Raw genomic sequence first — 20,927 nt, forward strand, 5'->3', positions numbered from 1 at the left:
CGCCCACAAGTGCTTTACGGATCTCCCTTAGAGATCGACTTCCTTCATCAGCATGCCGACCTCCGTGTTGGACAGCCGCCGCAGCCAGCCCGACTTCTGGTCGCCCAGGGTGATCGGACCGAAGGCGGTGCGCACCAGCTTCTCGACGGGGAAGCCCGCCTCGGCGAGCATGCGCCGCACGATGTGCTTGCGGCCCTCGTGCAGGGTCACCTCGACCAGGTAGTTCTTGCCGGTCTGCTCGACGACCCGGAAGTGGTCCGCGCGCGCGTAGCCGTCCTCCAGCTGGATGCCGTCCTTCAGCCGCTTGCCCAGGTCGCGCGGGATCGGCCCGACGATCGCGGCGAGGTAGGTCTTCTTCACGCCGTACCGGGGGTGGGTCAGCCGGTGCGCCAGCTCGCCGTGGTTGGTGAGCAGGATGACGCCCTCGGTCTCGGTGTCGAGACGCCCCACGTGGAACAGCCGGGTCTCCCGGTTGGTGACGTAGTCGCCGAGGCACTGGCGTCCGTCCGGGTCCTCCATGGTGGAGACGACGCCGGCCGGCTTGTTCAGCGAGAAGAACTGGTACGACTGCGTGGCGACGGTCAGCCCGTCCACCCGGATCTCGTCCTTCTCGGGGTCGACCCGCATGCCCTGCTCGAGGACGATCTCGCCGTTCACCTCGACCCGCGCCTGCTCGATCAGCTCCTCGCAGGCCCGGCGGGAGCCGTAGCCCGCGCGCGCGAGAACCTTCTGCAGGCGCTCGCCCTCCTGCTCGGCGCCGGGGAAGGTCTTGGGCGGCTTGATGTCCTTCTTGCCCGCGTACCGCTCCCGGTTACGCTCCTCGACCCGGGCCTCGTACTCACGCGAGCGGGCGGGTGCCGTACGGCCGCGCCCGCCACCGCCGCCGCGCTGCTGCTGCTGGGACTGCTTGGGGCCGCCCTTGGCACCACCGCGCGCGGAACCGCCGCGCCCGGACTTCGGGCCGTCCTGGGAGGCGCCGGGGCCCACGTCGTAGCGGCGCTCCTCGGGGCGGGGCTTGCGGGGGCGGCCCTGCCCCTGCTTCTGGTCCCTGTCGTTGCCGGCACCGCGGTGGTTGCCGCGCCCGCCGTGTCCGCCGTTCCTGCCGCTGCTTCGCATCAAAGTTCCGTCGTCGTCGTGATCGTCGTGTGTTCGTCGTCCGCGTCCGGCGCGTCCGGGTCGAACGACGGTACGCCTTCCTGGGTCTCGGCCTCGATCGCCTCCGCCTCGGGGAGGAAGGGCGCGAGCTCCGGGAGCTCGTCCAGACCGCGCAGGCCCATCCGCTCCAGGAAGTAGTTCGTCGTCGTGTACAGGATCGCACCTGTTTCGGGTTCCGTGCCCGCCTCCTCGACCAGACCGCGCTGGAGGAGGGTGCGCATCACGCCGTCGCAGTTGACCCCGCGCACGGCCGAGACCCGGCTGCGGCTGACCGGCTGCCGGTACGCCACCACCGCCAGCGTCTCCAGCGCCGCCTGGGTCAGCCGGGCCTGCTGCCCGTCCAGCACGAACCGCTCGACGGCGGGCGCGTACTCGGCGCGGGTGTAGAACCGCCAGCCGCCCGCGACGAACCGCAGCTCGAACCCGCGCCCCTGCACGGTGTACTCGTCGGCCAGCTCCCGCAGCGCGTCCGCGACCTGCCGCCGGGGCCGCTCCAGGATCTTCGCCAGCTGCTCCTCGGTCGCGGGCTCGTCCACCACCATCAGCACGGCCTCCAAGGCGGGCTTGAGGCCGAGTGCGGCGACGGTCTCCTCGCTCATCAGGGCTTCTTCTCCTTCTCGGGCTCCTCGGGCGGCCGGTCGAACTCGTCGGTGACCCTCGGGGCGTCGTCCCCGTCCCCGCCGGTCCAGCGCACGAGCAGTTCCCCGAGCGCGGTCTCCTGCTCCAGCGCGACCGCCTTCTCCCGGTACAGCTCCAGCAGCGCGAGGAAGCGGGCGACGACGGTGAGGGTGTCGTCGGTGTCCCCGACCAGCGTGCGGAAGCTCGCCTCGCCCAGCTCCTTCAGCCGGGCGACGACGATCCCGGCCTGCTCCTGCACGCTGACCAGCGGGGCGTGGATGTGGTCGACGTACACCTGGGGCTTCGGCTTGGGCTGCATCGCCTTGACCGCGAGCTTGGCGAAGCCCTTCGCGCCGATGCTGATGACCACCTCGGGCAGCAGCTCGGCGTGCTGGGGCTCCAGGCCGACGGTACGGGGGTAGCGCCGGGCCTCGTCGTCGAGCCGCCCGTCGAAGATCTCCGCGATCCGTTTGTACGCGCGGTACTGCAGCAGCCGCGCGAACAGCAGGTCCCGGGCCTCCAGCAGCGCGAGGTCGGCCTCGTCCTCGACCTCGGCGGCGGGCAGCAGCCGGGCGGCCTTCAGGTCGAGCAGGGTGGCGGCGACGACCAGGAACTCCGTCGTCTGGTCCAGGTCCCAGTCCGGGCCCATCGCCCGGATGTGCGCCATGAACTCGTCGGTCACCTTCGACAGCGCGACCTCGGTGACGTCCAGCTTGTGCTTGGAGATCAGCTGGAGCAGCAGATCGAAGGGGCCCTCGAAGTTGGCGAGCCGGACCTTGAAGACACCGTCGGCGGGTTCGTCGGAGTCGACGGGATCGGCGGCTTCGACCGGCTCGGCAGGCTCGGCAGGCTTGATGGCCTCGACCGGCTCGGCCCCGGTGACCGGAACCTCCGGCTCAGACGTCTCGGCGGGAGCGTCCTCCGGACGTACCTCCTCCGGACCCGCCTCCCGCGGTTCGGCCGGCGCTGCGCCCGGCCCCCTCCCCAGCGCACGCCGGCGCCCGGCACGGCCGGAAGCGGGGACGGGAGAGTCGTACGAGGTCATAGCCCCCGCAGGCTACCGCTACCGCCCCCGCAGCCGCCGAACGAGGATGCTGGCGTCCCCCCGGGTCTCCAGATCCGCGAGCACGACGGCCACCGCCTCCCGCACGATCCGGCCCCGGTCGACGGCGAGCCCGTGCTCGCCGCGGAGCACGAGACGCGCGTGCTCCAGGTCCATCAGCTCCTCGGCGGAGACGTACACGGTGATCTTCTCGTCGTGCCGCTCGCGCCCGCTCGGCCGCCGCGTGGCCGACCGCCCCCGCTTGTTGTTGCGGGGCGCCGCCGCGGCAGAACCTTCCTGCGCCGCCTGGCGCCGCCCGGAGCGCTCTGTGGAGGCCGTCCGGCTGCGGGACTCGCCCGCCTCGGCCGGCTCCGGCTCCGCGGCCACGTGCTCGGCCCCGTCGCCGTCGCCGCCCTGCGCGGGCACGGCCAGCGGGGCGTCGTCCGCGGACGCCGGGTCGCTCTCCCCCGCGGGAGCCGGCACCCGGGCCTCGCCGCCCGCGGGGCGCCGGGGAGTGGACGGCTGGAGTGCCATTCCCCCTGTCGTACGGAACAGTTCGTCGGCCCCCGGCAGACTCACTCGGCGTGACACCGGGCGAGCACCTCCCTGGCGAGCTGGCGGTAGGCGGCGGCACCGACGGAGTTGGAGGCGTACGTGGTGATCGGCTCACCGGCGACCGTGGTCTCCGGGAAGCGGACCGTGCGTCCGATGACCGTGTGGTAGACGTGGTCGTCGAACGCCTCGACGACCCGCGCGAGCACCTCTCGGCTGTGCACGGTGCGCGAGTCGTACATCGTGGCGAGGATCCCGTCGAGCTCCAGCTCCGGGTTGAGCCGCTCCTGGACCTTCTCGATGGTCTCGGTCAGCAGCGCCACACCGCGCAGGGCGAAGAACTCGCACTCCAGCGGCACGATCACCTTGTGGGCGGCCGTCAGCGCGTTGACCGTGAGCAGGCCGAGCGAGGGCTGACAGTCGATCACGATGTAGTCGTAGTCGGGCAGCAGCGGCTTCAGGGCGCGCTGGAGCGTCGACTCGCGGGCGACCTCGGAGACGAGCTGGACCTCGGCCGCCGACAGGTCGATGTTGCTGGGCAGCAGGTCCATGTTGGGGACCGCCGTCTTCAGCAGTACCTCGTCCGCCGCCATGCCCCGCTCCATGAGCAGGTTGTAGACGGTGAGGTCGAGTTCCATCGGGTTCACGCCGAGACCGACCGACAGCGCGCCCTGCGGGTCGAAGTCCACGAGCAGCACCCGGCGTCCGTACTCCGCGAGCGCGGCGCCCAGGTTGATGGTCGACGTGGTCTTGCCGACGCCGCCCTTCTGGTTGCACATCGCGATGATCGTCGCGGGGCCGTGGTCGGTGAGCGGACCCGGGATCGGGAAGTACGGCAGCGGGCGTCCGGTCGGGCCGACGCGCTCACGGCGCTGGCGCGCCGCGTCGGGCGCGAGCGTGGCCGCGTACTCCGGGTCGGGTTCGTACTCGGCATCGGGGTCGTAGAAGTGCCCGTCGGGCAGTTCCTCGTAGTCGGCGAAGTGGTTGTGGGGCGCGCCACTTCCGTCGCCGGCCATGGCGTTCACGTGATGGCCATCCATGCTCTGGGGTGCTGTCTGAGCCATGTGGGGGCTGGCTTGGCTCTGGTGGGCTGCGAAGGTGCGGACAGCGACGGAGCCGACAGCCTCTAGCCCCGCGGATCCCTGGGCCCGCGTAGGCATTCCTGGTTGACCACCCCCGGGAGAAAATGTCGACTCATTCACAAGTCGTCTTACCTCCTTGGTGACCAGGAAACTTCTAGACAAGGTCAGCGTGGCACCATGCCGACGGTTGGCGACTCTATGGCGTGTCGGGCGTCCGCAGCAACACAATCCGCCGGACCCGGCCCGATGTGTCGGCAATGAAACATCCCGCTGTCAAGGGCGTGCGGCCGTCGCACAGCAGGATTCACCGGTGTGCGAATCGGTTAAAGGGATACGTTCGAGGCGAGTTGACCGAGCGTCGCAAAGTGACCATACACACATCCGGCCGGACCTTGTCGGGCAAGGTCCGGCCGGGTGTTCGGGGTTGACGACCCTTGTTGACGAATCGCCTTTTACCTATAGATGACTTGAACCGGACGGTCAGCCGAGCAGCGACTCGAGCTCGACGTGCTCCAGGCCGTGCGCCTCCGCGACCTCGCGGTAAACGACCTTGCCGTCATGGGTGTTGAGACCCTTGGCGAGCGCGGGGTCACGGCGCAGCGCCTCGACCCAGCCGTTGTTGGCCAGCGACACGATGTACGGCAGCGTGGCGTTGGTGAGGGCGTTGGTGGAGGTGTTCGGGACGGCGCCGGGCATGTTGGCGACGCAGTAGAAGACCGAGTTGTGGACCTTGAAGGTCGGCTCGGCGTGCGTGGTCGGGTGCGAGTCCTCGAAGCAGCCGCCCTGGTCGATCGCGATGTCGACAAGGACACTTCCCGCCTTCATCCGGGAGACCAGCTCGTTGGTGACGAGCTTCGGGGCCTTGGCGCCCGGGATGAGGACGGCGCCGATGACGAGGTCGGCGTCGAGGACGGCCTTCTCCAGCTCGAAGGCGTTGGACATGATCGCCTTGACCTTCGTGCCGAAGATCCGGTCGGCCTCACGCAGCTTGTTGATGTCGCGGTCGAGCAGGGTCACGTCGAAGCCCATGCCGACGGCGATCTGGGTGGCGTTCCAGCCGGAGACGCCGCCGCCGATGACGACGGCCTTCGCCGGGGTGACACCCGGGACACCGCCGGGGAGCACACCGCGGCCGCCGGCGGCACGCATCAGGTGGTAGGCGCCGACCTGCGGGGCCAGGCGGCCCGCGACCTCGGACATCGGGGCGAGCAGCGGCAGGGCGCGGTTCGGCAGCTCGACCGTCTCGTAGGCGATGGCGGTGGTGCCGGACTCGATGAGCGCGTCCGTGCACTCCTTGGAGGCGGCCAGGTGCAGGTAGGTGAAGAGGGTCTGGTCCTTGCGGAGGCGGTGGTACTCCTCCGCGATCGGCTCCTTGACCTTCAGCAGCAGATCGGCACTCGCCCAGACCTCGTCGGCGGTGTCGAGGATCTGGGCACCGGCGGCGACGTACTCCTCGTCCGTGATCGAGGAGCCGACGCCGGCGTTGCGCTCGATGACCACCTGGTGGCCGTTGCGCACCAGCTCGTGCACGCCGGCGGGGGTGATGGCCACCCGGAACTCGTTGTTCTTGACCTCGCGGGGGATGCCGACCTTCACGTCGATCACGGTCCTTGGCTCAGAGGGTGTAGTACGCGACATACCCGGATGTACAGGGCACACCGGGAGACACCGCAGGAGAACGTGCGGCAGAGCCAGTCTAATGAAGGTGTTCCCGCTGTCTAGCCTTTCATTGCATCAATCTTCAGCGGATGTACTGCGGATTTCGCAGGCGTTAGCTCGCTGTTCCGGCTGTGGATCTTCCGGATCGCCCTCCTGCTCGCTCTCTCGGAGCTCATCACCCAGCATGCGCTCGGCCGCGCTCCGGTGCAGTCCGGCCGCCGTGGGATCACCGAGATGGTCCAGCGTGTCGGCCAGCCGGAGGTACAGCGCGGCCTGGAGCCGGACGTCCTCCGCGCGGCGCGCCCACTCCACGGCCTCCTGGCAGGTGCGCAGCGACTCCTCGGGCCGCCCCGCGTACTCCTGCACCCGGGCGAGTTCGCTCAACGCCCGCGCCTGCGCGGCGACATCGCCGAGCTTGCGGTATCCGGCCGCCGCGGCCCGCCAACCGCGCAGCGCCTCGCCGTACCGGCCCGCGTAGGTGTGGGCGGCGGCGATCCGGCCGTAGAGCCGGGCGGCGTCCGCGCGCTCGTCGCGGGCCAGCCGCTGGGCGAGGGCCCGGCCGTACCAGTCGGCGGCCCGGTCGTAGTCCCCCAGCTCCTCGTGGGCGCCGCCTACGGATTCCATCGCGCGGCCGGTCGCATACGGGTCGTTCGCCTCGCGTCCGGCGTCCAGCGCGGCCCGGTAGCGCACCAGCGCGTCGGCGGTACGGCCGGTCCGGGCGTCCAGATCGGCCAGATTCAGCAGGGCCGCCGCCTTCTCCCGGGGCAGGTTCCGGCGCTCGGCCACGTCAAGGACGAGCTGGTGGACGACGTACAGGTCGGGAGCCGCGGCCTGGGTCCCGAAGTGCGCGACCATCGCCCGCACCAGCTGGGACATCAGGCGCCGGGCGAGCGTGTCCAGGTCCCCGTCGGCGACGGCGGCGCGGGCCGCGGCGAGCAGGGCGGGCCGGCGGATGCGCAGCCAGTCGGCGGCCGCGCGCGGGCTGGGGAAGCGCAGCGAGCGCGGCATGCCGAGCAGCTTCTCGCGGGCCTGCGGGCTGTCCGTCTCGGTGATCGCCCGGCACGACTGGAGCAGCCGCACCGTCCGCTCCAGCATCCGGGCCCGGGCCAGCTGGAGCTCGGCCGGCCGGTCCTCGGTCTCGGCGGCGCCGCGCAGCAGCGGGTGCAGGGAGCCCGGCACCTCGTACTGCGGCAGCGGCGAGTCCACCGCCCGCAGCAGGCCGAAGGCGGCCAGGTCGTCGAGGATGCCGCGGGCGGTGCTGACCGAGCAGCCGGCCAGCGCGGAGGCCGTGTGCGGGTCGACGTGCCCGGCGGGGGCGAGGGAGAGCAGTCGCAGTATCCGGGCGGTCGGGGCCGGCAGCGCGGCGTGCACGAGCCGGAAGACCCGGCTGAGCGGCGAGGGCGCGTTGTCCTCGGCGACCTCGGCACGCAGCTGCTTCCCGAGGTCGGCGACGGCCGCGTTGGGGCTGGCGGCCAGCCAGCCGCCGGCCAGCACCAGCGCGCCGGGCTGGGCCTGGCACTCCTCGACCAGGCTCTCGGCGGCCCGCGGATCGACGGTGATCCGCACCGAGCCGGTGAGCCGGGACAGCAGCTCGACCGCGGACTTGGTGTCCAGACCGCCCAGGGTGCACGGGCGGACGTCGGCGATGCCGGTGAGCGGGCCCTGGGAGACGGCGACGACCAGGCAGTCCGGGGTGTCCGGCAGCAGCGCGTCGACCTGCTCGGCGTCCGCCGCGTCGTCCAGCAGCAGTACGGAACGGCGGTCGGCCAGGGCCGTGCGGAGTGCCGCCGTCAGGTCGTCCGCGTCGGCTCCGGCGGGGGCGGACAGCTCCAGATCGGCGAGGAGGTCGCGGGCGGTGCGCTCGGTGGGGACGGGCGTGCCGTCGGGTTCGCTGAGCCGGGCCCGCAGCACTCCGTCCGGGTAACGGTCGGCGACCTGGCGGACCAGTTCCTCGGCGAGCGCGGTCCGTCCGGAGCCGGGCCGGCCGGCGATCAGCAGGACCCGGGCGCGGGGGGCCTTGCGGCCGGCGAGGGTGTCGAGTCCGGCGCGCTCGATGTCGGCGCGCAGTTCCTTCAACTCCCGTGTGCGGCCCAGGAAGTCGTACTCCCGCGGCGTGTGTCCCGTCAGCTCCACGCCGCCCGCGTCCACCGCCTGATCCGCCACGGGCCACACTCCCGTCCCACCGCACGTGCACAGCCCGCCGGGACTCCGGTGCGGGCGTCTCCAGAGCCTAGTTCACGCTCTGCGACGATCCCCGCGGAGCACGGCGGCGACGTCCCCCGATCGGATCAGGCGATGGTCACACCGCGAGGGGCGGGCGTCGGATCAGGACGCGAAGGGCCGCGCCGGCCACGGCGCCTCGGCCGGGCGCAGCGCGTCCAGGCCGTCCCCGGCGCGCGCGGCGACCAGCGACAGGACACCCACGACCAGGCAGTTGTTGTGCAGCTCCCCGGCGAGCACACCGCGCACCAGCTCGTCGACCGGGACCCGGGCCAGCTCCATGTCGGCCTCCTCGTCCTCGACCTCGAAGCGCTCGCCCTCGGCCGCGGACAGGCCCCGGGCGAGGAAGATCCGTACGGCCTCGTCACAGCCGCCGGGCGTGGTGTAGACGTCGGTGAGCACCCGCCAGTCCTCGGCCTTGACGTGCGCCTCCTCGTACAGCTCCCGCTGGGCGGCGTGCAGCGGGTTCTCGCCGGGCACGTCGAGCAGTCCGGCCGGGATCTCCCACAGCTTCTGGCGCACCGGGTGCCGGTACTGGCGCAGCACCAGCACGTGGTCGGCGTCGTCGAGGGCGAGGACGGCGACCGAGCCGGGGTGGATCTGGTAGTCGCGGCGGACCACCGTGCCGTCGGGCATGACCACGTCGTCGGTGCGGACGGAGGTCTTGTTGCCCACGAAGGGGGTGTCCGTGGCGCGGATCTCCCACTCCTCGGGGGTGTCCTTGATCGTCATGCCCTGTCCTTCCGGAGGTGCAGAAAAAGACGTGCAGAAAAAGACGTGCGGAGAGGCGTTGCGGAGAGAGACGTTGCGGAAAAGCCGGGGTGCGCGTCCTCGCGGACCGCACCCCGGCCACCGTACAACCGTCGGGTTACTTCGCCGTCTGCCGCTCGACGGCGGCCTTGACCAGGCCCGCGAAGAGCGGGTGCGGGCGGGTCGGCCGGGAGCGCAGCTCCGGGTGGGCCTGGGTGGCGACCAGGTAAGGGTGGACCTCACGCGGGTACTCGACGTACTCCACCAGCTTGCCGTCCGGGGAGGTGCCGGAGAACTGGATGCCCGCCTTCTTCTCCAGCTCCGCGCGGTAGGCGTTGTTCACCTCGTAGCGGTGACGGTGCCGCTCCTCGACGTACTCCTTGCCGTCGTACACCTCGCGGACGATGGAGCCCTCGGCCAGCTTGGCCGGGTACATGCCCAGGCGCATCGTTCCGCCCATGTCGCCCTCGCCGGCCACGATGTCCAGCTGCTCCGCCATGGTGGAGATCACCGGGTGGGCGGTCGCCGGGTCGAACTCGGTGGAGTTGGCGTCCGCGATGCCGGCCAGGTTGCGCGCGGCCTCGATCACGATGCACTGCAGGCCGAGGCAGAGGCCGAGCAGCGGGATCTTGTTCTCGCGGGCGTACTGGATCGCGCCGACCTTGCCGGAGACACCGCGGTCGCCGAAGCCGCCGGGGATGCAGATCGCGTCCACGTCGGCGAGCTGCTCGGCGGCGCCGGCCGGAGTGCGGCAGTCGTCGGAGGTGACCCACTTGATCTTGACGCGGGTGCGGTTGGCGAAGCCGCCGGCGCGCAGCGCCTCGGTCACCGACAGATAGGCGTCGGGCAGGTCGATGTACTTGCCGACCAGGGCCATGGTGATCTCGTGGGCGGGCTTGTGGACGCGCTCGAGCAGGTCGTCCCAGGTCGTCCAGTCCACGTCGCGGAAGGGCAGGTCGAGCTTGCGGACGGCGTAGGCGTCCAGGCCCTCGGCGTGCACGACCTTCGGGATGTCGTAGATCGACGGGGCGTCGGGGCAGGCCACGACGGCGTCCTCGTCGACGTCGCACATCAGCGAGATCTTGCGCTTGATGGCCGTCGGCACCTCGCGGTCGCAGCGCAGCACGATCGCGTCCGGCTGGATGCCGATGTTGCGCAGCGCGGCGACGGAGTGCTGGGTCGGCTTGGTCTTGAGCTCTCCCGACGGGCCGATGTAGGGCAGGAGAGAGATGTGCACGACGAAGACGTTGTCCCGGCCGACCTCGTGGCGGACCTGGCGGACGGTCTCCAGGAACGGCAGCGACTCGATGTCGCCGACGGTGCCGCCCACCTCGGTGATGACGACGTCGACGTCCTCCGCGGCCATCCGGCGGATGCGGTGCTTGATCTCGTTGGTGATGTGCGGGATGACCTGGACGGTGTCGCCCAGGTACTCGCCACGCCGCTCCTTGGCGATCACCGTCGAGTAGACCTGACCGGTGGTGACATTGGCGGAGCCGTCGAGGTCACGGTCAAGGAAACGCTCGTAGTGGCCGATGTCCAGGTCGGTCTCGGCACCGTCGTTGGTGACGAACACCTCACCGTGCTGGAAGGGGTTCATCGTGCCAGGGTCGACGTTGATGTACGGGTCGAGCTTCTGCATGACGACGCGCAGCCCGCGCGCCTTCAGCAGCATGCCGAGGCTGGAGGCGGTCAGGCCCTTGCCGAGCGAGGAGGCGACACCCCCGGTGACGAAGATGTGCTTGGTCGTCGTGGATTTGGACGGCATGGCCAAGAGGGTGCTCCCGTGGTCTCGGTCTGGGGGTGCGGTGCGGCTTTCCTGGAGGAGCCGTCGCTGCGGTTCGGGGGTTCTACGCCCACCGGTCCACGGGCTACCAGGGTATCAGCGCCTCGGCGCGATGGCGCCCGGCGACGCTCTGCGCACGGCCCGCCACGGACGTGAACCCATCACCCGTTCCTCACCCTCTGCTCACCCGTTCGGCGCAATCGGGTTGCCCGGAGCGGCACGCACATCATCTACGTGCGTCGTATCCTGCTCGGACACTCGCTGCCGAGCGCGCCGGCCGAACGGCACCACCCCCGTCCGTAGGGAACCGGAACAACGAGAGCTCGTCAGATCGTTGAGTGACGACGGTCGCCCGGGCGCATCGGCTCGACGACGGTTTTGCCTCACAGCTCAACGACGCATTACAACGAACCCCTTGACCGCACTAGCGAAAGCCCCCTTGTCTGGGGCTACGTGGCCGTTCGACTGGAGTTAGCACGTGGCCGGGCGCATCGAAGACTACGCACTCATCGGAGACATGCAGACCGCTGCCCTGGTCTGCCGGGACGGCACAGTCGACTGGCTGTGCCTGCCCCGCTTCGACTCGCACGCCATCTTCGCCGGTCTGCTGGGCACCGAGGAACACGGCTTCTGGCGGATCGGCCCGGCGCACGCGGCCGACGCCGAGCCCCCCGTCGCGGCCCGGCGCAGCTACCGCGGCGATTCGCTGATCCTCGAGTCCGAGTGGGACACCCTGCGCGGCACGGTCCGGGTGATCGACTTCATGCCCCCGCGTGACGGCGCGCCCCAGCTGATCCGGATCGTGGAGGGCGTCTCCGGCCGGGTCCCGATGCGTTCGGCGCTGCGGATGCGGTTCTCCTACGGCCGGATCGTGCCGTGGGTGCACAAGCACGACGCCCGTACGGTCGCCGTGGCCGGCCCGGACTCGGTGTGGTTCGACACCCATGTCGAGACCGAGGGCAAGGAGCTGACCACCTACTCCGAGTTCACGGTCTCGCCCGGCGAGCGGATCGCCTTCACCATCTCGTGGCAGCCCTCGCACAAGGAGGCGCCGCCCCTGCCGGAGCCGGAGCAGTCGCTGGAGGCGACGGAGGAGTTCTGGCGGGAGTGGGTCGAGCACTGTACGTACCACGGCCCCTACCGGGAGCCGGTGATCCGCTCCCTGATCACCCTGAAGGCGCTGACGTACGCCCCCACCGGCGGCATCGTCGCCGCCCCGACCACCTCCCTGCCGGAGGAGATCGGCGGCGTGCGCAACTGGGACTACCGCTACACCTGGCTGCGGGACGCGGCGATCACCCTGTCCTCGCTGCTGCGCACCGGCTACCGCGAGGAGGCCCGCGCCTGGCGCGAGTGGCTGCTGCGAGCCGTCGCCGGCGACCCCGAGAACCTGCAGATCATGTACGGCATCGCGGGCGAGCGCGAGCTGGGCGAGGCGGAACTGGACTGGCTGCCCGGTTACGAGAACTCCGCCCCGGTCCGGGTCGGCAACGGCGCCGCGCACCAGCTCCAGCTGGATGTGTACGGCGAGGTCACCGAGGCCCTGCACCTCGGCCACATGACCGGCCTGGCCCGCAGCGACTACGCCTCCCTGCTCCAGCTGAAGCTGATCAGCTACCTGGAGAAGCACTGGCACGAACCGGACGAGGGCATCTGGGAGGTGCGCGGCCCGCGCCGGCACTTCGTGCACTCCAAGGTCATGGCGTGGGTCGCCGTCGACCGGACGATCAAGCTCGTCGAGTCCGGCGACGCGGACGGCCCGCTGGAGCGCTGGAAGGAACTGCGCGACGAGATCCACCGCGAGGTGTGCGAGAAGGGCTACGACAAGGAGCGCAACACCTTCACCCAGTCGTACGGGTCGCGGGAGCTGGACGCGTCGCTGCTGCTGATCCCGCAGGTGGGCTTCCTGCCGCCGGACGACAAGCGGGTGATCGGCACGGTGGAGGCGATCCAGCGGGAGCTGTCCACCCCGGACGGCTTCATCCTGCGCTACCCGACGCAGGGCGAGAACGAGGGCGTCGACGGCCTGCCCGGCGACGAGGGCGCCTTCCTGGCCTGCTCGTTCTGGATGGCCGACGACCTCGCGATGATCGGCCGGGTCGACGAGGCCCGCAAGCTCTTCGAGAAGCTGCTCTCCCTGCGCAACGACCTCGGTCTGCTCGCCGAGGAGTGGGACCCCCGCCTGCAGCGCCAGGTCGGCAACTTCCCCCAGGCCTTCAGCCACGTGCCCCTGATCGACACGGCCCTGCGGCTGACGGCGTCGGGGGCGTACGGGGGCTGACGCGGCACGGGGCGGCGGCGCCGGGTGTGCGTCCGGCGTCGCGCCACCCGTGCCGGGCCCGCCTAGGCTGGAACCGGACGATTGCCCCTGCGCTGGAAGGGGGCGGCCATGGCTCCCCTGTCGAAGGCGGGCGCGGCGCTCGACGCGCTGCGTGAGGATCTGGCCGGCGAGGTGTTCGCCCCGGGGGACGCGGGCTACGACGAGGCCCGGCGCGTCTTCAACGGCATGATCGACCGCCGCCCGGCGGTGATCGCGCAGTGCGCGCACGAGGCCGATGTGGTGCGGGCCGTGCGGTTCGGCCGGGACCTGGACCTCAACATGGCGGTGCGCGGCGGCGGGCACAGCGTGGCGGGGATGGCGTCAAACGACAACGGCCTGGTCGTCGACCTGCGCCGGATGCAGGGCGTGACAGTCGATCCGGGGGCCGAGGCGGTCCGTGTCGAGGGCGGCGCGACGATGAGCCATCTGGACCGGGCGACCCAGCCGTACGGCCTCGCCACCACCGGCGGACGGGCCTCGACGACCGGCGTCGGCGGGTTCGTGCTGGGCGGCGGCAGCGGCTGGCTGGACCGCTGCTGCGGGCTCGCCGTCGACAATCTGCTCGGCGTGGAGCTGGTCACCGCGGACGCCGAGCGGGTCCACGCGAGCGCGGACGAGAACCCCGACCTGTTCTGGGCGCTGCACGGCGGCGGCGGCAACTTCGGCGTCGCCACCGCGCTCACCCTGAAGCTGTACGAGATCCCGGAGTTCGCCGTCGCCCTGCTGCTGTTCCGGCCGGAGTCCGGCCGGGAGGCGGTACGCGTGTACCGGGACGTCATCGAGTCCGGACCGCCGGAGGCGGGCGGTGGCGTGCTGTACATCACCGCTCCGCCGGCGGCGTTCGTGCCGCCGCACCTGGCCGGCACCCTGGTCTGCGCGGTGCTGCTGACGTACGCGGGCTCCGAGGACGACATGCGCGAGGTCGCCGGGCCGCTGCTGGCGCTGCCGCACGAGGGGGAGCTCGTCGGGGCGATGCCGTACGCCGACGTCCAGTGCATGCTCGACGATCCGCCGGGGCTGCGGAACCACTGGTCGGCCGAGTACCTGACCGGCGCCCCGGACGACTTCGTGGACGTCTTCTGCCCGCTCGCGCTTCCCATGCCGGTGCCGAGCAACAGCAAGCACGTCCTGTTCCCGCTGGGCGGCGCCGTCGCCGACGGCCCCGCCGAGTACCCGGTCCCGTACCGCGGCTCCCCCTGGGTGGTGCACCCCTTCGGTGCCTGGACGGACCCCGCCGACGACGAGCGCTGCGTCGGCTGGGTGCGTGACGTGCGCGGCCACGTCCGCCCGTGGAGCACCGGAGCGGTCTACCTCAACTTCATCGGCGACGAGGGCGCCGACCGCGTCCGGGCGGGCCTGGGTCCGGAGAACACCGCCCGGCTGGCCGAGCTGAAACGCCGCTACGACCCGGACAACGTGTTCCGCTTCAACCACAACATCAGGCCCGCCTGAGACACGGCCGCACCCCCGCCACGGGTCACGTCACCGCGTCGATCACCTCCCGCGCGGCCCGCTCCCCTTCGGTCGCGCCGCCCTCCATGAACCCCTGGAAGTCGTAGGAGCAGTGCTCGCCGCCGATGTGGACGTTGCCCTGCGCGGTGCCCTCATAGCCCGCGTACCGGTGCAGATAGCCCACCGGCCAGTACGAGTAGGCGCCCTGGGCGTAGGGGTTGAGGTGCCAGGCCGACAGCTGGGCCCGGCCGGTCCAGGCGGCCGACGTGCCGGGGAAGAAGGCGTCGATGTCCCTGGTGTACTCCGCCGCCAGTCTCGCCACGTACGGATCGCTCTCGGAGGAGAACGGCCCGGCCGGCCTCAGCGACCTGGCCAGGCTGCCGCCGTGGTACTGGATGAGGATGCCGCCCGTGCCCGGCTGGACTTTGGTGGTGTCCCAGGTCTGCTGCACCCGGCCGTCGGTGAAGCAGTCGCCCGCCGAGACCCCCGGCCAGGCGCCCGTGCCGCGCCAGGGCCGCTTGGAGAACTGCATGTTGAGCTTGGTGCAGTGCCCCATACGGGCGTCGCGCAGCAGGCCGGTCATCCGGCTGTCGAACCCGGCCCTGCTCAGGTCGAGCCCCTTGAGCACCGGCAGCGGCACGCACAGGACCGTGTGGTCGGCGGTGACCGTGCGGGTGGCGCCCGCCTCGGTGAACGTCAGCGTCTGGGTGCCGTCGGCGTTGGACCGTACCGCCTGGAGCGACCAGCCGTGCCGGATCGTCCCGTCGGGCAGGGCGTCCGCGATGGCGTGCGGCAGCCGGTCGTTGCCGCCGACGATGTGGTACCGCTCGTTGGACAGGCCCCAGATGTTGAAGTTGCCGGGATTGGTCTGGTAGCCCATCAGCAGCACCAGGGCCAGCGAGGACTGCTCGGTGGTGTCGGCGCCGTACTCGACGTTGTAGGCGACGTCGAAGAACCGGCCGAGCGGCGCGTCGTGGCCGCCGGGCACCCGTGACTCGATCCAGTCGTGGATCGACATGTCGTCCAGGGCCGTACCGGCCGCGGTCGTCCGGTTCCACCTCACCTCCCCGGCCTCCAGCAGATCGCGGTGGAGCGCCTGGTAGACGGCCTTGAAGTCCTCGTCGGCGTGCTCGCGCGGGTAGTACTCGCCGCCGAACCACAGGACTTCCTCGGCGCCGTTGGGCCCGCCGCCGAGGAAGTCCTCGACGGGCAGGGAGAAGCGGCGGCACAGCTCCAGCATCTTCTTGTGGCTGGTGTCGATCAGCTCGCCGCCGATCTCCGAGATCTGGCCGTGCGCCCAGTGGTCGCGCTGGGTGTACATCCGGCCGCCGACCCGGTCCGGGTCGGCCTCGTAGACCGTGCAGGGGAGCCCCGCGTCATGGAGGGTGAGCGCCGCGGTCAGCCCGGCGATGCCGGCGCCGACGACGGCGATCCGGGGCGCGGACGCGGCGGCCACGGGAGCGGCGGCCGTGACGGAGGCCGTGGCGGCGAGGGCCGCCGCGCCCTTGAGGACGGACCGGCGCCGCAGCCGCGCCTCGGCGACGGGCAGACCCAGCGCACGGGCCGCGGCGTGGTCGGCGGTGAGGGAACGGAGGACGTGCAGGGCGTGCGTACGGGACACAGTGCTGCTCCTCAGACCGTGGCGGATGTTTCCTCGTTGTCGTCGATCTCGTCCGTGCCGTCGGTGGCGTCGGTGCCGTGGGATTCGTCGGTGCTGTCGTCGTCCGTGCGTTCGGCCGCGTCCTCCAGGACGATCCGGCCGATGATCTCGTAGCGCTGCGGCTGCCGGGCCTTCAGATACAGGCCGAGCCCGAGGCCGCCGAAGAAGACCAGCCCGACGATCCACGGGATGGCCTTGAAGAAGAGCGAGTCGGCCGCCGTGCCGGCCGCGGTGTCGAGGTTGGTCACCAGCAGCACCACCACCGCGATCATGCCGATGCCGCCGAGCAGCGGGGCGGTGAGGGTGCGGAACCAGTGCCGGTCCTCGGGGTGGTTCCTGCGGAAGTAGCCGATCACGGCGAACGAGCACAGCGTCTGCACGATCAGGATCGCCATCGTGCCGAGGATCGCCAGCAGCGTGTAGAGGTGGATGTACGGGTCCTGCCCGGTCAGCCAGAAGGCCCCGACGAGCACGACCGCGACGACCGACTGGACGAACGAGGCGACGTACGGCGAGCCGTGCCGCGCGTGGGTGCGGCCCAGCGCCGGGTGCAGAAAGCCCTCGCGGCCGACGGCGTACAGATAGCGGGCCGCGCACTGGTGGAAGGCCATGCCGCAGGCGAAGGACCCGGTGATGAGCAGCCACTGGAAGGCGTCGACCGCCCAGGCGCCGATGTAGGCGTGCGCCGGGTCGAAGAACAGGTCGAGCGGGCTGGTCCCGGAGGAGACCTCGACCGAGCCCTTCAGCCCGTTGCCCGCGATGGTCATCCAGGAGACGTAGATGTAGAAGAGCCCGACGCCGACGACGGAGATCAGCGTCGCGCGCGGGATGACCCGCTTGGGGTCGCGGGACTCCTCGCCGTACATCGCCGTCGACTCGAAGCCGACCCACGACCAGAACGCGAAGAACAAACCGAGCCCGGCGGAGGTCCCGGTGAAGGCGTTCGCCGGGTTGACCGGCTCGACGGGGATGCCGTCCGGGCCGCCGCCGTTCAGCAGTACGGCGGTGGCGACCGCGAAGAGCACCGCGATCTCGGCGATCAGCATCACGCCGAGCGCCTTCGCGGTCAGGTTGATGTCGAAGTACGCCAGCACCGCCGTCACCAGCAGCATCGCGGCGGCGTACACGACCCAGGGCAGGTCCACGCCGAGCTGGTCCTCGACGGTGGTCTGGGCGAAGTAGGAGAAGACGCCGACGATGGACGCCTCGAAGACGATGTACGCCAGCACCGCGAGCATCCCGGAGGCCATGCCGGTGATCCGGCCCAGGCCGTGCGAGATGTACCCGTAGAAGGCGCCCGCGGCGGTGATGCGGCGGGCCATGGCGACATAGCCGACGGAGAACACCGTCAGGACGAGCGTGGCGAAGAGATAGCCGGCCGGCGCGCCGGTGCCGTTGCCGAAGCCGACCGCGATGGGCAGGTTGCCGGTCATCGCGGTGATCGGCGCGGCGGTCGCCACCGCCATGAACACCACGCCCACCAGGCCGACGGAATTCGCCTTGAGGCGATGCACCTCTCGCGTGGGTGTTTCTGCCATTCCCGCCCCTTTCCAAGGACCATGACAACGAAATCCGAAGATCGCTCGGCTGTTCCCTGCGAATGCGACAGTTTCTCGGCAGAGTGACGCACGCCACAACAGACACGCGGTCGTGCAATCCGGCACCCGGGGCGACGCATTGTCGGCCCCGGGCGCCCGGTGATCGCTCCCGTGACCACCCGGAGATGTCGCCGTAACGCGCGCGCCGGTAGCGTCCGCTGCATGGACAGCCGATTCGACAGCACGGGCGCCGGGATCACCGTTCAACGGGCACTGGAACTGCCCGGTCTGCGCAGCGGGCTCCCCGAGGTGCTGGCAGGGGCGGAACGGCTGCAGCGCACCGTGCGCTGGGTGCACGCGGGCGAGGTGCCCAACATCGCCTCCCTGCTCAAGGGCGGCGAACTGCTGCTGACCACCGGGTACGGCCTCGGCACCCGTCCGGCCGAGCAGCGCGCGTTCGTCCGCACCCTCGCCGAACGCGGCATCGCGGCCCTGGTGGTGGAGCTGGGCCCGCGCTTCGCCCGGCTGCCCGCCGCCCTCGTCGAGACGGCCCGCGCGGCCGGGCTGCCGCTGGTCCAACTGCACCGCGAGGTGCCGTTCGTGACGGTCACCGAGGAGATCCACACCGAGATCGTCAACGGCCACTACGCCCTGCTCCAGCGCGCCGAGGAGGTGCACCGCCGCTGCACCGAGGCCCTGCTCGGCGGCGGCGGGGTCCCGCAGGTCCTCGGCATCCTCGCCGACTTCGGCGCCAACCCGGTCTTCCTGGAGACCTCCGACGGGCAGCTGCTGTACGCCGCCGGCGCCGGCCCCGAGGGCGCCGACCCCCTCCAGGTGTGGGAGGGGCTGCGCGGCCCGCACAAGGACGCCCCGCCGCCCGCCGGTTCGGTGCTGGTGGACGTGCCGGGCGGCGGTCCCGGCACCGGCTCGGTCCGCGCCCGCCTGGTGCTGCTGCCGGTGCGCGGGCCGCTGGCGCCGGTCCACCGGATCGCCGCCGAACGCGCCGCCGGCATCCTCGCCGTCGTCCTGATGCAGGCCCGGCAGGAGGAGGAGCTGGCCGCGCGCGGGCGCGGGGACTTCCTCACCGACCTCGCCGAAGGCCGGATCGCCGCCGAGGACGCCCCGGCCCAGGCCCGCGTCCTCGGCTTCAAACCGGGCACCGGCCCGCTGCTGCCGGTGGTGATGCGGCTCGGCGACGGGCTCTCCCCCGGCGGGGGCTGGGCGGTGCTGGCACGCGCGGTCGCCGAGGAGCTGGCGTCGGTGGGCGTGCCGGTCCTGCTGGGCGTACGACCGGTGGAGGGCCGCGTCCCCCTGCTGCTGGGCCTGCGCTCGGAGTCGGAGCGCTCGGCGGTCGCCGACCGGGTCGCGGCGGCGCTGCGGGCCGGGGTGGAGCGGGCCGGGATGCAGCGGCCGGGCGCGCAGCCGCCGGTCGTGGTCGTCGGCGTGGCGGGCGGCTGGGCGGCGGCGTCGGCCGGGCTGCGGCACGCGGCGGAGACGGCGACCGCGGCCCAGGGTCTGACCGACCGCCCCTGGTACGACGCCCGCCGCCTCGACATCGACCTGCTGCTGTGGCGGCTGCGCGACCACCCCGACCTGGCGGCGTTCGTGGACCGGGCGATCGGCCCGATCCGTGACCACGACCGCCGCTCCCGTCCCCCGCTGCTGCCCACGCTGGAGACCTATCTGGCGCACGCGGGCCGCAAGGCGGAGACCGCCCGCGAACTCCATCTGAACCGGCAGACCCTCTACAACCGCCTCGCCCGCATCGGCGAGTTGCTGGGCACCGACCTCGACGACCCGCAGACGGTACTGGCGTTGAGCCTGGCCCTGCGCGCCCGCCGGCACGTGGGTTAGATCATCGGCCGGGGCTGGGTCAACTCGTCGTACACGCTGAGCACTTGGGCGACGGTCTCGTCCTCCGTCGGCCAGGTGGCCGCCTGCCGCACACCCCGCTCCCGCAGCAGTTCCCGCCGCTCGCGGTCCCCGAGCAACCGTACGACGGCCGCCGCGAACGCCACCGCGTCCCCGGCCGGGACCAGTTCGGCCGCGTCCCCGACCAGCTCGGGGACCCCGCCGACGGCGGTGGCGACGAGCGGGACGCGGCCGTGCAGGGCCTCCTGCGCGAGCACCGACCGCGACTCCCGGCCGCCCGGCAGCAGCGCCAGATCGGCGGCGTCCAGCAGCGCGGCCACGTCGTCCCGCTGCCCGACCAGCCGCACCGGCAGTTCCTCGTCCTCGATGCGGCCCTGCAGCTCCGCCCGCAGCGGACCCTCGCCCGCCACGACGACCTGCGGCGCGGGATCCAGCTCCCGCCACCGCCGCGCGGCGTCCAGCAGCAGGTCGTAGCCGCGCTGCCGGTCCAGCGAGCCGACCGCCAGCAGCAACGGCCGCCCGATCGCGCCGAGTTCGGCCCGCACCTTGGACCGCTGCCGGTCCGGGTCACCGCGCTCCACCGCCGTACGCGGCCCCGGCAGGGACACGGCGGCCAGCCGCGCGTCCCGGGCGCCGGTGCGGCGGGCCCCGTCCACCAGGTCCGAGCTGGTGCCGAGCACGACGGCGGCGGCCTTCACCACGCGCCGCTCCAGCAGCCGCAGCAACTGACCGCGCGCTCCCTCGGCGTGCGCCCGGTTGTGCCAGGTGACGACCAGCGGGATGTGTTTGCCGCTGAGCGCGAGCGCCGCGCGGAAGGAGGCGTGCAGCCCGTGCGCGTGCACCAGGTCGGCGTTCGCGCAGGCCGTCCGCAGCGCGGCCACGGAGACCGGGTCACTGCTGCGCGGGATGTGCACGTGCTCGGCGCCGGCCCCGGTGAAGTCGTAGGCGTGCTCGGCCTCGGTGGGGGCGCACACGGTGACCCGCACGCCCCGTGCGACGAGCCCCGCGGCCAGCGAGCGCACATGCGCGCTGCTGCCGGCGTTGCCTCCGCCCAGCACCTGCACGGTGCGCAGCGACGACTGGCCGTGCGGTGACGGGCTGCTCACGGGGGTCACGTGCCCGGGCTCCTGGTTCGGCGTCGGTCGGTCACGGCGGTCACGGAGAAACGTACAGAAGGATCGGGCGGAGGGGGTGTACCGCGCGGCGTCCTCCCCGTACTCC

Annotated in this window: 15 protein-coding genes; 3 read left to right on the forward strand and 12 right to left on the reverse strand. The window is 71.9% G+C overall.

Annotation, left to right across the window (positions count from 1 at the left end):
• Positions 1-27: 27 nt before the first annotated feature.
• The 9 genes from AMK31_RS21320 to AMK31_RS21360 all read right to left on the reverse strand — a co-directional run bounded on the left by AMK31_RS21320 (position 28) and on the right by AMK31_RS21360 (position 10,846).
• Complete coding sequence (locus AMK31_RS21320) at positions 28-1,116, reverse strand: pseudouridine synthase (protein WP_073942180.1); 1,089 nt, start codon at positions 1,114-1,116, stop codon at positions 28-30.
• Positions 1,116-1,754: an SMC-Scp complex subunit ScpB gene (scpB, locus tag AMK31_RS21325; protein WP_073942181.1), complete on the reverse strand. Its 639-nt coding sequence runs from the start codon at positions 1,752-1,754 to the stop codon at positions 1,116-1,118. The genes AMK31_RS21320 and scpB overlap by 1 nt, the downstream gene beginning before the upstream one ends.
• On the reverse strand, positions 1,754-2,818 hold the full coding sequence (locus tag AMK31_RS21330; protein WP_073942182.1) for a segregation/condensation protein A: 1,065 nt from the start codon (positions 2,816-2,818) through the stop codon (positions 1,754-1,756). The genes scpB and AMK31_RS21330 overlap by 1 nt, the downstream gene beginning before the upstream one ends.
• An 18-nt stretch (positions 2,819-2,836) precedes the next feature.
• On the reverse strand, positions 2,837-3,394 hold the full coding sequence (locus tag AMK31_RS21335) for a hypothetical protein (protein WP_079186885.1): 558 nt from the start codon (positions 3,392-3,394) through the stop codon (positions 2,837-2,839).
• Positions 3,391-4,527 (reverse strand): ParA family protein, encoded by a 1,137-nt coding sequence (locus tag AMK31_RS21340; protein WP_073942184.1) that lies wholly within the window; start codon positions 4,525-4,527, stop codon positions 3,391-3,393. Before AMK31_RS21340 ends, AMK31_RS21335 begins: the two co-directional genes overlap by 4 nt.
• A 402-nt stretch (positions 4,528-4,929) precedes the next feature.
• Positions 4,930-6,045, reverse strand: coding sequence for an alanine dehydrogenase (ald, locus tag AMK31_RS21345; RefSeq protein WP_158074546.1), 1,116 nt, complete (start codon positions 6,043-6,045; stop codon positions 4,930-4,932).
• 138 nt (positions 6,046-6,183) lie between these two features.
• Positions 6,184-8,271, reverse strand: a complete 2,088-nt coding sequence (locus tag AMK31_RS21350; RefSeq protein ID WP_073942186.1) for a tetratricopeptide repeat protein — start codon at positions 8,269-8,271, stop codon at positions 6,184-6,186.
• A gap of 162 nt (positions 8,272-8,433) precedes the next feature.
• A complete protein-coding gene (locus AMK31_RS21355) occupies positions 8,434-9,060 on the reverse strand; it encodes an NUDIX domain-containing protein (protein ID WP_073942187.1) in 627 nt (208 codons plus the stop codon).
• 136 nt (positions 9,061-9,196) lie between these two features.
• On the reverse strand, positions 9,197-10,846 hold the full coding sequence (locus AMK31_RS21360) for a CTP synthase (protein WP_073942188.1): 1,650 nt from the start codon (positions 10,844-10,846) through the stop codon (positions 9,197-9,199).
• A gap of 496 nt (positions 10,847-11,342) precedes the next feature.
• Here AMK31_RS21360 and AMK31_RS21365 point away from each other — a divergent pair, with 496 nt between their 5' ends.
• Both AMK31_RS21365 and AMK31_RS21370 read left to right on the forward strand, forming a co-directional pair.
• Positions 11,343-13,145, forward strand: coding sequence for a glycoside hydrolase family 15 protein (locus AMK31_RS21365; protein WP_073942189.1), 1,803 nt, complete (start codon positions 11,343-11,345; stop codon positions 13,143-13,145).
• Between the two features lie 108 nt (positions 13,146-13,253).
• Positions 13,254-14,636, forward strand: a complete 1,383-nt coding sequence (locus AMK31_RS21370) for an FAD-binding oxidoreductase (protein WP_073942190.1) — start codon at positions 13,254-13,256, stop codon at positions 14,634-14,636.
• Between the two features lie 25 nt (positions 14,637-14,661).
• Here the strand turns inward: AMK31_RS21370 and AMK31_RS21375 are convergent, their stop codons facing one another.
• Entirely contained in the window at positions 14,662-16,257 is a 1,596-nt protein-coding gene (locus AMK31_RS21375) for a flavin monoamine oxidase family protein (protein WP_073942191.1), read from the reverse strand.
• A gap of 11 nt (positions 16,258-16,268) precedes the next feature.
• Complete coding sequence (locus AMK31_RS21380) at positions 16,269-17,834, reverse strand: APC family permease (RefSeq protein ID WP_241842688.1); 1,566 nt, start codon at positions 17,832-17,834, stop codon at positions 16,269-16,271.
• A 222-nt stretch (positions 17,835-18,056) separates the two neighbouring features.
• Here AMK31_RS21380 and AMK31_RS21385 point away from each other — a divergent pair, with 222 nt between their 5' ends.
• Positions 18,057-19,688 carry a PucR family transcriptional regulator gene (locus tag AMK31_RS21385; RefSeq protein WP_073942192.1) on the forward strand — a complete coding sequence of 544 codons (1,632 nt, stop codon included), beginning with the start codon at positions 18,057-18,059 and terminating at the stop codon, positions 19,686-19,688.
• On the opposite strand, the gene AMK31_RS21390 is transcribed toward AMK31_RS21385, so the two are convergent.
• Positions 19,685-20,821, reverse strand: a complete 1,137-nt coding sequence (locus AMK31_RS21390) for a glycosyltransferase family 4 protein (RefSeq protein WP_073942194.1) — start codon at positions 20,819-20,821, stop codon at positions 19,685-19,687. The genes AMK31_RS21385 and AMK31_RS21390 overlap by 4 nt on opposite strands.
• Positions 20,822-20,927: the final 106 nt, after the last annotated feature.

The sequence above is a fragment of the Streptomyces sp. TSRI0107 genome (assembly GCF_001905845.1).
Classification (GTDB): Bacteria; Actinomycetota; Actinomycetes; order Streptomycetales; family Streptomycetaceae; genus Streptomyces.

Bases quoted from the DNA above. Each gene is read 5' to 3' on its own strand.
- AMK31_RS21320 (WP_073942180.1), bottom strand. From the start codon at position 1,116: ATGCGAAGCAGCGGCAGGAACGGCGGACACGGCGGGCGCGGCAACCAC.
- AMK31_RS21385 (WP_073942192.1), top strand. From the start codon at position 18,057: ATGGACAGCCGATTCGACAGCACGGGCGCCGGGATCACCGTTCAACGG.
- AMK31_RS21380 (WP_241842688.1), bottom strand. From the start codon at position 17,834: ATGGCAGAAACACCCACGCGAGAGGTGCATCGCCTCAAGGCGAATTCC.
- AMK31_RS21355 (WP_073942187.1), bottom strand. From the start codon at position 9,060: ATGACGATCAAGGACACCCCCGAGGAGTGGGAGATCCGCGCCACGGAC.
- AMK31_RS21330 (WP_073942182.1), bottom strand. From the start codon at position 2,818: ATGACCTCGTACGACTCTCCCGTCCCCGCTTCCGGCCGTGCCGGGCGC.
- scpB (WP_073942181.1), bottom strand. From the start codon at position 1,754: ATGAGCGAGGAGACCGTCGCCGCACTCGGCCTCAAGCCCGCCTTGGAG.
- AMK31_RS21340 (WP_073942184.1), bottom strand. From the start codon at position 4,527: ATGCCTACGCGGGCCCAGGGATCCGCGGGGCTAGAGGCTGTCGGCTCC.
- AMK31_RS21360 (WP_073942188.1), bottom strand. From the start codon at position 10,846: ATGCCGTCCAAATCCACGACGACCAAGCACATCTTCGTCACCGGGGGT.
- AMK31_RS21370 (WP_073942190.1), top strand. From the start codon at position 13,254: ATGGCTCCCCTGTCGAAGGCGGGCGCGGCGCTCGACGCGCTGCGTGAG.